10 protein-coding genes are annotated in these 13,543 nt (G+C 70.5%); 4 read left to right on the top strand and 6 right to left on the bottom strand.

Annotated elements, in window-relative coordinates; all coding sequences use genetic code 11:
* Positions 1-292: 292 nt before the first annotated feature.
* From ABZU76_RS35300 to ABZU76_RS35290, 3 genes are read right to left on the bottom strand one after another with little or no spacing between them, the layout of a single operon-like run.
* A complete protein-coding gene (locus ABZU76_RS35300; RefSeq protein WP_354877546.1) occupies positions 293-1,183 on the bottom strand; it encodes an ROK family protein in 891 nt (296 codons plus the stop codon).
* Positions 1,180-4,095 (bottom strand): beta-mannosidase, encoded by a 2,916-nt coding sequence (locus tag ABZU76_RS35295; RefSeq protein ID WP_354877543.1) that lies wholly within the window; start codon positions 4,093-4,095, stop codon positions 1,180-1,182. Before ABZU76_RS35295 ends, ABZU76_RS35300 begins: the two co-directional genes overlap by 4 nt.
* Positions 4,092-5,546 carry an APC family permease gene (locus ABZU76_RS35290; RefSeq protein WP_354877540.1) on the bottom strand — a complete coding sequence of 485 codons (1,455 nt, stop codon included), beginning with the start codon at positions 5,544-5,546 and terminating at the stop codon, positions 4,092-4,094. The genes ABZU76_RS35295 and ABZU76_RS35290 overlap by 4 nt, the downstream gene beginning before the upstream one ends.
* A gap of 106 nt (positions 5,547-5,652) precedes the next feature.
* Here ABZU76_RS35290 and ABZU76_RS35285 point away from each other — a divergent pair, with 106 nt between their 5' ends.
* On the top strand, positions 5,653-6,855 hold the full coding sequence (locus ABZU76_RS35285) for an ROK family protein (protein WP_354877537.1): 1,203 nt from the start codon (positions 5,653-5,655) through the stop codon (positions 6,853-6,855).
* Between the two features lie 3 nt (positions 6,856-6,858).
* Here the strand turns inward: ABZU76_RS35285 and ABZU76_RS35280 are convergent, their stop codons facing one another.
* Positions 6,859-7,485, bottom strand: coding sequence for a TetR/AcrR family transcriptional regulator (locus tag ABZU76_RS35280; RefSeq protein ID WP_354877534.1), 627 nt, complete (start codon positions 7,483-7,485; stop codon positions 6,859-6,861).
* 247 nt (positions 7,486-7,732) lie between these two features.
* Between ABZU76_RS35280 and ABZU76_RS35275 the strand changes: the two genes are divergently transcribed.
* Positions 7,733-8,830, top strand: coding sequence for a DnaJ domain-containing protein (locus tag ABZU76_RS35275; protein ID WP_354877531.1), 1,098 nt, complete (start codon positions 7,733-7,735; stop codon positions 8,828-8,830).
* Positions 8,831-9,092: 262 nt separating this feature from the next.
* Positions 9,093-9,698, top strand: coding sequence for a LysE family transporter (locus ABZU76_RS35270; protein WP_354877528.1), 606 nt, complete (start codon positions 9,093-9,095; stop codon positions 9,696-9,698).
* Positions 9,699-9,745: 47 nt separating this feature from the next.
* On the opposite strand, the gene ABZU76_RS35265 is transcribed toward ABZU76_RS35270, so the two are convergent.
* Positions 9,746-12,202 (bottom strand): M14 family zinc carboxypeptidase, encoded by a 2,457-nt coding sequence (locus ABZU76_RS35265; protein ID WP_354877549.1) that lies wholly within the window; start codon positions 12,200-12,202, stop codon positions 9,746-9,748.
* A gap of 203 nt (positions 12,203-12,405) precedes the next feature.
* Here ABZU76_RS35265 and ABZU76_RS35260 point away from each other — a divergent pair, with 203 nt between their 5' ends.
* Complete coding sequence (locus ABZU76_RS35260) at positions 12,406-13,071, top strand: DUF998 domain-containing protein (RefSeq protein ID WP_354877525.1); 666 nt, start codon at positions 12,406-12,408, stop codon at positions 13,069-13,071.
* Positions 13,072-13,098: 27 nt separating this feature from the next.
* Here the strand turns inward: ABZU76_RS35260 and ABZU76_RS35255 are convergent, their stop codons facing one another.
* Positions 13,099-13,491 (bottom strand): hypothetical protein, encoded by a 393-nt coding sequence (locus ABZU76_RS35255; protein WP_354877522.1) that lies wholly within the window; start codon positions 13,489-13,491, stop codon positions 13,099-13,101.
* Positions 13,492-13,543: the final 52 nt, after the last annotated feature.

The raw sequence follows: 13,543 nt of genomic DNA, 5'->3' as shown, positions 1-13,543 counted from the left end.
ACTACGCCACATGACCCGAGACACCACCCGACCACTCACCCTGCTCGGCATCCACCCCTAAAACACCAACGACTTTGCCGGAACCCTGCCCTCCCTGGGGGGCGTCCCCTTGTCCATTCTATCGGCCACCCCCGACAAAAACGGGGCCCGAGCCGAAAAGGAGCCGAGCTGTCCACAACTCGGGCCCGCTGTGGACAAACGCCTGAGGGGCGGCACCGAAAACGGCACCGCCCCTCAGAACGTGGGTACCCGAAGCTGTGCCGGGTCGGGGCACCGGCACACCTTCGGGCAGCTATCCCCCCGTACCCAGCCGCATGGCCAGAGCCACCGCGCCGAGCAACGACGCGTCCTGGTCGAACCGCGCCGCCACCAGCTCCGGCGGGAACGGCACCGCGCCCGCCAGCCGGTCGCGCAGGGCCGGCAGCAACACGTCGGCCGACCGAACGAGTCCGCCACCCACCGCGATCCGCGAGGGATCGAACGCGATGGCCAGATTGGCGACGTGCATGGACAACTCGTCCAGCGCCGACGTGACCAGTTCCTTCGCCTGCGTGTTCTCCCGAGCCAGCGCGAACAGCGATGCAGCCGTCACCGGGCGACCGAGCAACTCCGCGGCCCGGCGGCCCAGCCCCCGCCCACCCACGGCTTCCTCCAGCGGCGCGGAGCCGCTGGCGAAAGCGTCGGTGTCCTGGGGCGCGAGCAGGTTGTAGCCGATCTCGCCGGCGGCCCCGTTGGCGCCCGACAGCACGACACCACCGATGAGGACCGCGGCGGCGATGCCGGTGCCGAGGGACAGGAAGACCGCCGGGTCGGCGCCGGCGAGGGTGCCGAACTCCCATTCCGCCAGGGCGGCCGCCTTGGCGTCCGTGCCGGTGGCGATGGGGGCGCCGCCGAACTCGGCCTCCACGAGCGAGCGCAGGTGCAGCTGTTCCCACCCGGGCACGTTGGGCGCGAGCAGGATCCGGTCCTCCAGGACGATCCCGGGGCTGACGACACCGACCGAGTCGACGCGCGCGCCCTCGTCCGCCACCAGGGCCTTGGCCCCGGCGAGGGCGCGCGTCACCACCTGCTCGGCCCCCGCCTCTGCGTCGGTGTCCAGCCGGCGCGTGGCCAGCAGGGTTCCGGCGTCATCGGCGAGCCCCAGCGCCACTTTCGTGCCGCCGAAGTCGATACCCAGGATCACTCGCGAGTCCCCTCGATCGCCGGCGGGCGGACGGCGTGGTCACCGTGGTGGCCGTAACCGCGGGCGGCGGGCACGACCACGTTGCCGGTGTTGAACCCGTCGACGCTGATCACGGCGGGGGCGCCGTGCAGGTCGGCGGAGCGGTAGGTCACCGTCAGCGTCTGCGACTCGCCGGGCCACAGCGTGATGTCGTTGTCGTTCCACGTCGCGGCGGCGAGCTGGCTGTCGCCGGACGCCACGCCACCGGAAGCGGTGCCCCGGCGGACGTCGGCGCGCAGGAAGAACCCGACGGACGGCGTCTTCGACGTGTTGGTCACCGTCACCGTGGTCGCCGTGTCGGCCCCGTCCGGACCCGCCACGTGCTTCGTCGAGCTCTCGACGCCGATCTGCGCCTTCGGCAGGTCGCGCAGCGCCGACATGTCGCTGTACTGGCTGAGCGTGGCCTGCGGCTCGCCCAGGGTCTTGTTCCAGTCGACGACGTCCTTCTGCGTGGAGAGCCAGTAGACGTTGCGGTCCACGACCTTCCCGCCCTGGGTCACCTGCAGCTCCACGAAGTACACCTGCGCCTTGGCCGGCGCCTTCGTCTCGGCCGGCACCTTCGGCTTGAGCAGGCCCGTGACAACACCCTGCGAGTTCAGCGACACGTTCTTCGCCGTCTGGTCGTCGAGCACCTTGCCCGCGGTGTCGTAGACCTTGGCCTGCACCGAAACGCCGGCCTGCGTGCCGCCGCCGAGGTTGGCCACGGTCACGGAACCGTTGTCGTACCCGTAGATCGCGTGCAGCGGCTCGTTGGCCTTCTTGGCGCCGAAGAACGCACCCGGCTGGTCACCGTCGTCGTTGTAGAGCGACCACAGCAGTGTCGGCCAGCCCTTGTTCAGCTGCCAGTAAACGACACCGGTCGAGGGGTTGTCCTTGTCGGTCGAGTGCGCGATGAAGGACTCGAACTGCGAACGGGTGTTCTCGTAGTTCGCGACCTGCGCGGACTCCACATAGGACTCCAGCGAGTCCCACTTGCCGTAGCGCTGGGTGATGGAGTTGTCCAACGTGTACAGCGTGCCGAAGGCATAACCGCCGTGGTCGGGCTCGAAGTTCGCGTGGTACTGGTTGTACGCCGGGTCCTGCCACAGCTTCGCCTGCTCCTCGGGCGAGAGGAACCGCTTGATGGAGTCCAAGGTGGGCACCGTGTGCCCGGCGCTCTGCTCGCTCGCGAAGCCCCACGAGCCACCGGCGTTGGTGCGGCTGGAGTCACCGGAGTCGAAGTGCGACGTGTCGTACCAGTAGGCCGGCGGGACCCAGTCGTACGGGCCTTCCTTCTCACCGGAGACACCGAGCGTCGGGGTGCTCTTGTACTCCGCCGAGGCGATCACCGGCACCTGGAAATCGGCTTCGGAGAACGCGTTCAGCGTCTCGGACTCCTGGCGCGCGACGGGTTCGTTGTCGCTCCAGCCGTAGTTGAACACGCTCGGGTGGTTGCGCTCGCGCTGCGCGATCGAGTACGCGGAGTCGTGCATGATCCGGTAGTCGCGATCGGTGAGCTTCGAGGCGTCCTCGGGCTGCCACGCGTCGCAGCACAGGAAGCCGCCGATCACCAGCAGGCCCGCGCGGTCGGCCTGGTCGTAGAAGTCCTGCGGCATGTCGTGGCCCTCGAGCCGCACGCCGGACAGGCCCATGTTCTTGATCAGCGCGATCTGGTGCGCGGTGTCGGCCTTGTCGTAGCGCAGGAACAGGTCCGGGGCGAAACCGCCGCCGCGGAACACGAAGTCCTTGCCGTTCACGGCGAACAGCCGCGAGCCCTGCGGCAGGGGTGCCGACTTGCCGACGAGCTTCGAGGTCACCGTGCGGATGCCGAAAGTGTCCGAAGAGGACGTGGACACGACGCCGCCCTGGGCCACCGAGGTGTCCAAGGTGTACAGCGGCTGCGCACCCATCGAGTACGGCCACCACACCTGCGGCTTGCGGATCTTCAGCGCGGCGAACTTCGCCGGCGTGAACGTCACCGTCTGCTTGGCGTGTGCCGGGACCTTCACGCTCTGCTTGACCACGATCGGCGCGCCCGACGGCGGGTTCACCGTGGCCGTGACGTCACCGGTCTGCGCCGAGGCGGCGTTGTTGGTGACGTCGACCTTCACCGTCAGCGAGGAGGTCGACAGGTCGGCGGCGTTGTCCTGCACCACGTGGGCGTTGTCGCCGGTGAGCGCGTCGGACAGCTGCAGCGTGGGCGGGTACTGGATGCCGGTGTTGTTGTCCGGTGGGATCTGGCCCCAGTCGACCTGGTCGAGCGTGTACATCGTGAGCGGGTTGTTCGGGTAGACCTTGATCGCCAGCGTGTTCTTGCCCGGCTTCAGCAGCTTGGTCACGTCGAAGGTATGGCCGGCGAACGCGCCGCTCACCACGTCCTTGCCCGCCACCAGCGTGCCGTTGACCCACACGTCGCCCTCGCCGACGATGCCCGGGATCGTGAGCTCGCCGTTCTTGCCCTTGACGAAACCGGGGTCGAAGTCCGTGCGGTACCACCACGGGTCGGAGAACGGCTTCGTGGTCACGGGGCCGAGCTTGTCGACGTACCCGAAGCACTTGCGCATGTTGTCGGAGTAGAAGACGTCGGGGCACTTGCCGTTCTGCACCAACGCGTTGATCTCGGTGCCCGGCGCGCCCGCGTCGTCGGACTTGACCGGCAACCAGCCCTTCGTGGCGTACCCGGGCTGCGAGACGCGGTCACCACCGTCCTTCACGCTCGCGGTGGTGAGCACCTGCCAGCCGGAGGTGCCGATCGTGGACAAACCCTGCTCACGCGGAGCGTGGTGCTGGGGCGACGCGGCGGGCGCCTGGGCCGACGCCGTCGCGCTCACCACCCCGGGGACCAGGATCAGCGCGGCGGCCGCCGCGATCCCGGCGACGAGCGGTTTCCTCATGCCTCAAGCCCCTCTTCGGTCGGCTGCTGCTGCGCGAGGACGAACTCCTCGCGGATCTCCTTCGGCCCGAACGGCCAGGTCTTCTCAGCCGCCGCGTAGATCAGGAACGCGACGACGCCGAGCACGATCCACGCCACCGAGAGGATGATCGAGAGCGTCGTGGCGGAGATGTAGATGTACACCCAGCCGGCGAGCGCGATGATCGTCGGGATCGGGTAGAGGAACTGGCGGTACGGCCGCTTCAGCGCGGGCTGACGCCGGCGCAGCACCCAGATCGCGGCGACCTGCGCCAGCGACTGGATGATCACGAGCACGGTCACGGCCGCGTTGATCACGTCGGTCAGGGTGAACAGCGAACCGATCGCGGTGATCACGCCCATCGTCAGCACGCCGGCGGTGGGCAGGTTCAGCTTCGGGTGCAGCTTGGCGAACACCGGCAGGAACACCTTGTCGCGCGCGGCTTCGAACGGCACGCGCGAGCCGCCGAGCAGGCCCGCGAAGACCGATCCGATGGCCGCGATGATGATGAAGACGGTGATCACCTTCGCGGTGACCGTGCCCCACGCCTGCTCCAGCACGGTGGAGGCGACCGACGTGGCGTTCTTCAGCTGGTCGAGCGGGATCGAGCCGAGCACGCCGACCTGCAGCAGGAAGTAGAGCGCCATGATGCCGAGGATCGAGAAGATGATCGACCGTGGGATCGTGCGGCCCGGGTTGCGGACCTCACCGCCGAGGTAGGCGCTGGTGTTGTAGCCGAGGTAGTCGTAGATGGCGATCACGAGGCCGGCGCCGAGGCCGCCCCAGAACGCGCCGCCCGAGCCGAACGCGCCGGGCGTGAAGGCGAACGCCTGGCCGCCGCTGAAGTGCGAGAAGGCCGCGACGATCACGGTCAGCACGGCGAACAGCATGATCACGAACAGCACGGTGGTGAGCTTGCTGATCTGGCCGATGCGCCGGAACAGCGCCAGCACGATCACGGCGATGATCACGATGCCGATGATCTTGCCGAGCGGTGTCACGCCGCCGTCGTCGACCACGCCCGGGATGAGGTAACCGAGGTACTGGACGAGGCCGATGATGCCCGTGGACATGATCAGCGGGATGAACAGCACGGCGCTCCAGGCGAACAGGAACGGCATCAGCCGCCCGGTGCGGTACTGGAAAGCTTCGCGGAGGTAGATGTAGGTGCCGCCGGCGCCGGGCAGCGCCGCGCCGAGCTCGGCCCACACGAGGCCGTCGGCCAACGCGATGATGGCGCCGATGATCCAGCCGAACATCGCCTGCGGGCCGCCCATCGTGGCGACCATCGCCGGGATGGTCACGAACGGGCCGATCCCGCACATCTGCGTCATGTTGATCGCGGTCGCCTGCAGCGGCCCGATCTTGCGTTCGAGACCGGTCCGTGGAAGATCCGCCGTTCCGGAACCCCCCGAACGGGTGGGTGAGCTCACGTCGTGCCTCCATCCAATAGTTAGTAAAGCTTCTTAACATAAGATTTGCGGGGTCGGAAGAGCCGCGTTCGTAAAGTTGTGGAAACGGCGAGGGGTGGCGGGGAGCATGGCAGGGCCGCAGGTGGGCACACCGGCGAACATGCGCGAGCTGAACCAGCGGCTGGTGCTGGACCGGTTGCGCACCGGCGGTGAGGCCACCCGGCCCAGGATCGCCGCGGACACAGGGCTTTCGAAGCCGACCGTAGGCCAGGCACTGCTCGATCTGGAGCAGTGCGGATTGGTCCGGGCCACCGGCCACAGCCCGTCGGGGCCGGTGCGCGCCGCCGTCGTCTACCGCGTGGCGCCGGAGGCCGGACACGTGGTGGGCGTGGACACCGGCCGGCGTTCGATCCGCGTAGCCGTCGCCGATCTGGACGGGAGCATCGTCGCGCGGCTCGACGAGCCGAACCGGTGCCGTTCGGGCAGTGCGCTCGTCGAGACGGTCGGCGACGCGGTGGGCCGCGCGGTCGTGTCGGCCGGACTCGAGGCGGCCGACGTCGTGGCCACCGTGGTCGGCACGCCGGGCATTCCGGACGCGCGCACCGGAACCGTGCACCGGGCGCCGAACCTGCCGGGGTGGGAGCGCAAGGGGCTGTTGCACACGCTGGCCGAACGGCTGTGCGCGCACGGTTCGGGCCTCGTGGTGGAGAACGACGCGAACCTGTGCGCGGTCGGCGAGCACGCGCTGGGGGCGGCGCTGGGCGTGGACGTGCTGGTGTGCCTCACGGTGGGCACCGGCATCGGGATGGGCGTGCTGGTCGGCGGGAAGCTGTTCCGGGGCGCCCACGGCGCGGCGGGTGAGATCGCGGACCTGCCCGCGGGCGCCCGTGTTTCCGGGGCGCGTGCTCACCGGCCCGGGCCGATGGAGGACGTCGCTTCGGCGCACGCGATCGTCGCGCGCGCCCGGGCACTGGGCTTGATCGTTCGAAGCGCTCGGGAGGTCTTCCGGTCGGCCGCGGACGGGGATCCGCGGGCGCTGTGCGTGGTCGAGGAGGAGGCCGCGCACCTGGCGCACGTGGTGGCCGCGGTGACGGCGGTGCTCGACCCCGGGCTCATCGTTCTGGGCGGCGGCATCGGGAGCAACGCGGCGCTGCTCGCCGGGCCGATGCGACGCGCGCTGACCGCGACGACACCGTTCGCCCCGGAGATCGTCGCCGGGCAGCTGGGGTCCGACGCCGTGCTGGCGGGCGCCGTGACGACGGCCCTGGGCACGGCGCGGGAGCTGGTGTTCGAGCGCCGCGAACCCCGGCGGACGGCCGTGCGAGCCTGAGCGTCACTTCGTGGCGGCCTCGACGATCTTCAGCAGGTCTTCGAGGTCTTTCGCGAACTCGGCGTCGCAGTCGACGTGGTGCGGCAGCGGGCCGAGGCGGTGGTGGGCGGGCAGGTCGGCGGGGCCGAGCCCGACGCGGCGCGAGCGGGCGAGGCGGGTGCTCGCGGCGAAGCGGCCTTCGACCTCCGAGAGGACGTAGCCGAGGACGAACGTGGACAGCAGGCGTTCCAGGCGCGGGACTTCGGCCTCGGGCACGCCCGCGTCCAGCAGGGCTTGGTAAACGCGTTCAGCCGGGAGGAGGGACCGCTCGCTCGCCGCCGGACGGGTGAACAGGAGACCGGCCACGGCGGGATGCTCGCGCGCGACCGCCCGCACTCCCCCGGCGAGTTCACGCAACCGAGTGAAGGGGTCGAGGTCCGCTGCGGGCGCGGGCAGCAGGCTGAGCAGCTGGGCGGCGATGCCGTCGAGAAGGTCGTTCTTGCTGCGGAAGTAGCCGTACAGCGCCATGGGCGTGAGGCCGAGCCGGGTGGCGACGCCGCGCATGGACAGGGCAGGCAGACCGCGTTCGGCCGCCAGCTCCCAGGCCGCGCCCACGATCTCGGACCGCCGGGCGGTCTTGAGTCTGCGCACCCCGCGGAGTCTGCACCGTAGACCCGCGAGTCTACGGCGTAGATCACACCGGGCCACCCGATCGATCACGCAGCGGAACCCGATCGAGCGACACCGCGCAGCCAGGCCGTGGTCCGCACTGTCCACTGTGGTCACTGGCGCCCGGCGATGAACGGGGTTCACCCCGGCGTGCCGCGGAGGCGGTTGCCGAGGGCGATCACCGACCCCATATCGTTGCGCGGCAGCCATTCGGAGGTGGAACGCGAACGTGCCCGAAGTCGACTACTACGCGGTGCTCGGCGTGGGGAAGACGGCGTCGCCCCCGGAGATCAAGGCTGCCTACCGCAGGCTGGCGAAGACGCTGCACCCCGACGCGGGCGGCACTGTCGGCACGTTCCAGCTGCTGCGCGAGGCCTACGACACGCTGAGTGATCCCCGCGCTCGCGCTGCGTACGACGCCGGCGTCCCGACCGTGCACGCGCGCCCGCCGGCGAAGCCGAAGCGCCGCCGGTTCAGCGAGGAGCCCGGGTTCGTGCCCGAGCCGCTGGACCTGGAGCCGGACGAGCTCGAGTGGTGGGAGTTCGCGGCGCAGGACCCGCGCGTACGCCACGGGCGGCGCCGCGGTCCCGGGCACACGCCCGTGGTCGCGGCCGTCGCCGGGATGGTGCTGGTGCTGGCGCCGCTGGTCCTGGGCGTGGACTTCACGCCGCCGGTGCTCATCGTGTGGCTGGTGCTCACGGCCGGCACAGCACTGCTGGTGCAGCGCCTGGCCCGCGGCTACCTCGCCGCGCGGCGCGCCCGCAGCGAGTTCGCCGCGGAGTTCGGCGGCGGCGCGGTGTTCGGCAGCCCCGGCGTCGAGGCCGACGAGCTCGCCGAACGCCTCACGGCCGACCTCCTCGAGCGCTACCTGACGCAGCTGCTCGCCGCCCGCATCTTCCACGGCCTCGCCTGGCCGGGCTCCGTCTTCGCCGACGTCGACCACGCCGTGCTGTGCGGCAAACGCCTCGTGCTCATCGAGTCGAAACAATGGCTCCCCGGCCACTACGAAACCGCCGACGACGGCCGCCTGCTCCGCAACGGCCGCCCCTTCCGCGGCGGCGGCTCCCGCCTCGCCGAAAGCCTCGACTCCTACCGCGACCTGCTGCCCGGCATCGCCCTGCGCGGCGCCATGATCGTCTACCCGAGCCACGCGGGCGCCATCACCACCGCCGACGACGCCGACTACGCCGACGGCGCCCCGCCCATGACGCCGGAACAGTTCCTGCACGAAATCGGCGGCTGGCTGTCAGCCGAACCGTCTACTGTGGACCACAACGCGCTGCGGACGCTGCGGGGGCAGGTCGTGGGGAGTGGTCGGGCCGCCTGATCGCGGCGTCGGCTACGGGCGGCGCGGGATCTCGCCCGCGCCTCGCAGGGTCGCGCGGCGGTGCCCGGGCACGGGCACGGGCACTGCCGAAATTCGCCACCGGGGCGCCCCCCGCCGCCCGACACGCACGCGCGAAGCAGCAAAACTCGACCTGACGGCCCGGACCCGCGCCGCCCTCAGCCCCCGCCAGCGCCCCAGCCGAACTCGGCGCGGCAGTCCCCCGCCCTCCGGCAGCCAGGGCAGTCCGCGAGAGGATGGCGGTGTGAACACAGCAGCGACTCTCGGCACGGTGCTGCTCGTCTACGCGCCCGCGGCGGTGACGCCAGGGCCGAACTTCGTGCTCATCGCGCACACTGCGGCGGCCGGGTCGCGCAGGGCGGCGGTGGCCGTGGCGGCCGGGGTGGTGGTGGCGGGTGGGCTGCTGGCGGCGGTCGCCGTGTTCGGGCTGGGGGCGTTGCTCGCGGCGACGCCGTGGCTGGCGACCGCGTTGCGGATCGTCTGCGGGCTTTACCTGGCGTGGCTGGGGATCAGGCTCTGGTTGAAAGAACGAGCACCCGACCGAGAGCCGCTGCCGGAGCGCAGGAGTGCGTTCGGGCAGGGGATGCTGAGCAACGTCACCAACCCCAAGGCCGCGGTGTTCTTCGGGAGCGTGCTGACGGCCACGCTGCCGCCGACGGAACCCACGGCGACGAAGGTGGCGGCGATCGCGCTCATCGTCCTGGCGTCGGCGACGTGGCACCTGTCCGTGGCGCTGCTGTTCTCCTCCCCCGCCACGCAACGCTGGTACGACCGGGCGCGGCCGGTGCTGAACCGGGTCGTCGGGGCGGTGCTCGTCGTGCTCGGGGTCGCGTTGGCCGTGACCGGCTGAGCAGGTCCGTGAAGGGCCCGAAAGCGAACCCTTCACGGACCGAAACCTCAGCCGTGCGAGCGGTTCTTCGCCGCGCGCGCCGAGTTGGTGCAGATCTCGCCGACGTCGATGGTCTGGCCGCGGTCGAGGTACACGTCCGCGATGCCGGCCAGCTTGCCCTTCGCGTTGGTGCAGGTCAGCTGGTAGGCCTCCTTCGGTCCGTACGTCGGGGGCACCGGCGACGCGAACGACACACCACCGGTCCAGTCGTCCACCTGCGCCGGGTCGGCCTGGGCGTAGTTCACCAACACCGCGCGGTAGTCACCGGCGGGCGGGTCGAACAGCACGGCGTGCTCCGAGGTGGTGCCGCCGTTGGCCGACGACGTCACGGCGTTGCCCGCGGCGTCGTACACGTACAGGTCCCAGTCGGTGTCCGGGTTGGCCCAGTTGACGTCGACGCTGAACTTCCCGTTGTCCACCTTCGGCAACCCGTCGACGTGGAACGTGAAGCTCTCCGACGCCGGGTTGTCCGGGTAGGACTCATTCACAGGCGGCACGCCAGCCGGGTTCGTCACGGCGTACCCGGCCTGTGCCGGCCCCTGCGGGTCGCGCCCGTAGCGGCCCGCGACGTACGGCCGCGTCGACGGGTTCACCGACCACGCGAACCGGCCGCCGGTGGAGGTGTAGGTGGAGTTGAGGTTGTCGGTCACGTACACGGGCGGCTTGGTGGAGCCGTCCGGCTGCAGCACGGGGGACGTCGGGGTCTGGAACGTCTTGTGCAGCTTGAGCTGGTAGCCCTTCGGCGCGGTGCCGATGAGCGTCGAGTGCGCGGCCGGGTCGGCGGTGTTGCGCAGCATCTCCATCAGCGCGCCGCTGTTGCCGCCCTTGCCCGCGCCGGTCGACGGGGCCAGGCCCGCGTACTCGGCGACCACCCCGACCTCGTACGGAGTGTGGAAACCGGCGCCGCCGATCTCGATCGTGAAGCCCCAGCCGCCGGTGGCCCAGTACGACCAGTCCTCCGTGGTGCCGGTGGTGTCGTAGAGCGCCCAGCTCGGTTCGTTCGTGTAACCGTTGTGGGAGGCCAGTTTGTCGCCCAGCGCCCGGTACACGGGGTCCTCGAGCGGCGGGCGCACGTCGGCGACGCCCGGCGGACGCAGCACGAGCGCCGCGTTGGTGTGGAAGGTGATCAGGTTCGTCACCTGCCGCGACGACACGACCGAACGGATGTTGCGCGACTCCGGCTCGCTGAACGGCGCCGAACCGCGGAACGTCTCACTGCTCCACGACAGGCCCGCTCCCCCGCCGCCCCAGAAGCCGGCGTAGTTGCGGTTCGGGTCGGTGCCGCGCTGCGCGCCGCCCGGGTTCGCCTTGCAAACGCCGGTGGCGAACTGCGGCGGCGAGTCGGCGGAGTTGCAGTTCTTACGTTTCATTTCATAGTCGAACCTCGTGAAATCCCCACGGGGTTCGGCTTCGCGGGAGATCGAGAAGCCGTCGGGGTTCACGATCGGCACGATGATGTTGCGCGTCTTGCCGACCAGCCCGCGGATCGTGGTGTCGTGGGCGTAGCCGTTGATCAGCTGGTACGCCCACTCCATCGTGGTCTCACCGGCCGGCCATTCGCGCGCGTGGTGCACGCCCATGGTGAAGTCGACGGGCTTGCCGTCGGCGGTGTTCGCGACGTCCGTGGCGATCTCGAGCCCGACGACGTCGCGGCCCTCCCACGTCGGCTCCGGCAGCGTGAACGCCTTGACCAGCTTGGGGTTCTTGCGCGCGAGCTCCTTCATCTCGTACTCGTAGTCGTACAGATGGCGGTAGCTGGTACGGCCGGACGGCAGCACCGAGGAGGTCGTTTTCGCCGCGTACTCGCGGTCGGTTTTCGCGTCGCGGATCGACTTCGCCGACAGGTCCGGCTCGACGACGGTGGATTTCAGCCCGCTCGCCGCGAGCGTGCGGCGGTCAGCGTCGCCGGCGAGCACGACCTCGACGCCGGTCGCATCACCCTTTTCGGTGACGTCGAGGCCGAGTCCGAGGAGCTTGTTCTTGTCCGCGCGCGAAGGCGTGTGCACGCGCACCAGCTCGGCGCGCTGGGCCGGCGCGGCGGATCCGGTCGGGGTGCCCTGCGGAGTCAGCGCGAGGAAGTCGACACCCAGCTTCGCCTCCTTCGCGTTGCCCGCGTACCGGCAGCCCTGGATCACGAGCTGCTGGCCCTTCTTCACAAAGCTCTCGGCGAGCTCATGGCTGCGCAAGGCCGCCGAGGCCGCGACGAGCGCCCCGGTGGCCTTGTCGAACACGGCGAGGTCCCAGTCGCCCTCGGCGCCGGCACCCGGCGTCAGGCGGGCCTGGACCAGGCCATCGACCGTCGAGGCGACTTCGCGACGGTCGGTGCCGGGCGCGCCGGCCGGCTGGAGCGCGGCGAAACACGACCGCACCACTGCGCGGTCGGCGTGCACCACGTTCTGCGCGGCCGTGGCCGACGTCGGCAGGGCGACGAACGTCCCCGCCAGGACGCCGGCCGTGGCCAGCAGAACCCATGGTCTGGATCTTCTGAGTGACAGTCGTTGTGAAAGAGGTGAATTCCCCACGTTCGCGGACCTCCCAGAGCCGAGCCGAAGCTGGGACGCTTCGGCAGCGAACGACCATATCGATGCAAAACGCCCGGGGTAACCTTCGGAAGTACGGGATCATCCGCTCACAGCGGGCACATACCCGTCCTGGCTAATCTCGAAGGATGACCGCCCTCGCCGAGGACCGCCGCCCCGCTCTGCTGTCGATCGCCGGCATCGCCGCGTTCGCGATCGGCGCCGCACTGGTCCTGCTCCTCCAACTGGTGCCGCCCACCGACGAGATCAGCGTGACCAGCCGGACCATCAGCGAGTACGGCCTCTCGGACAACAAGTGGGTGTTCGACCTCGCGGTGGTCCTCGTGGCCGTGGGCTCCGCCGTGACGCTCGCCGTGCTGCGGCTGCAACGGCGGCTGCCAGTGGTTTCGGCCGTGTTCGGTGCACTGTGGACGATCGGCTTGCTCGTGATCGTGGCGTTCCCGAAGACCAACTGGGCCACCGCCACCGGTGGTGCCGCGGGCGGCACGCTGCACCGGGTGGCGAGCGTGGTCGCGTTCGTCTGCCTGCCGCTGGCCATTCTGGTGGCCGCGCGCACGACCTTCCCCCATTCGCCGCGCCGCCGGTTCGCCGCGCGGCTGCTGGCCGTGCTGTCGCTCGGCTGGCTGGCGATCATCCTCGGCGCCGTGGCGGTCGCCGCCATGAACGACGAACGCTGGTGGCTGCTCATCCCGCTCGGCCTCGTCGAACGCGGGATGGCGCTCACGGGGCTGGTCGCGTTGGCGGTGCTGGCGGCGCCGGTGCGCGCGAAGAAACGGGCCCGCGTTTCGAGCTGAAACTCAGCACGAGCTGCCGGCCGGCGATCAGAACTCGTCGCCCTGCCCGAGGTCGTGTTCGAGCTGGTCGGCACGGGCCACCAGGGCGCGCAACGGCCGGTCCAGCTCGTCCTCTATGTCCAGCGACGCGAGCGGCACGGCGTGCTTGATCAGCGCCACACCGTCGACCACGGCCGCACCGCCGACGCCGGACTCGCCGACGAGCTCCAGCAGCCGGCGCAGATCGACGCGGTCGGCCCAGCCGACGGGCGAGGACAGCTCGGCCCAGGCCACCCCACCGTGGTCGGGCAGCAGGTGGACGGTCGCCTGCTGGCTGCGGCCGTCCTCGGTGGGCAGGCGGAAGCGCAGCCAGCCGTCGTGGTCCTCGAGCACCTCGTAACGCAGGCGCACGAAACTGATCACGTCGTTCCAGATCGTCACGGTCGACACCTCTCGCCCCTCGGCCACGGCGCCAGCTTATCGGGCAGCCGCG

The organism is Amycolatopsis sp. NPDC005232 (assembly GCF_040607795.1).
Classification (GTDB): domain Bacteria; phylum Actinomycetota; class Actinomycetes; order Mycobacteriales; family Pseudonocardiaceae; genus Amycolatopsis.
This window is presented reverse-complemented; position numbering and strand designations above follow the sequence as displayed.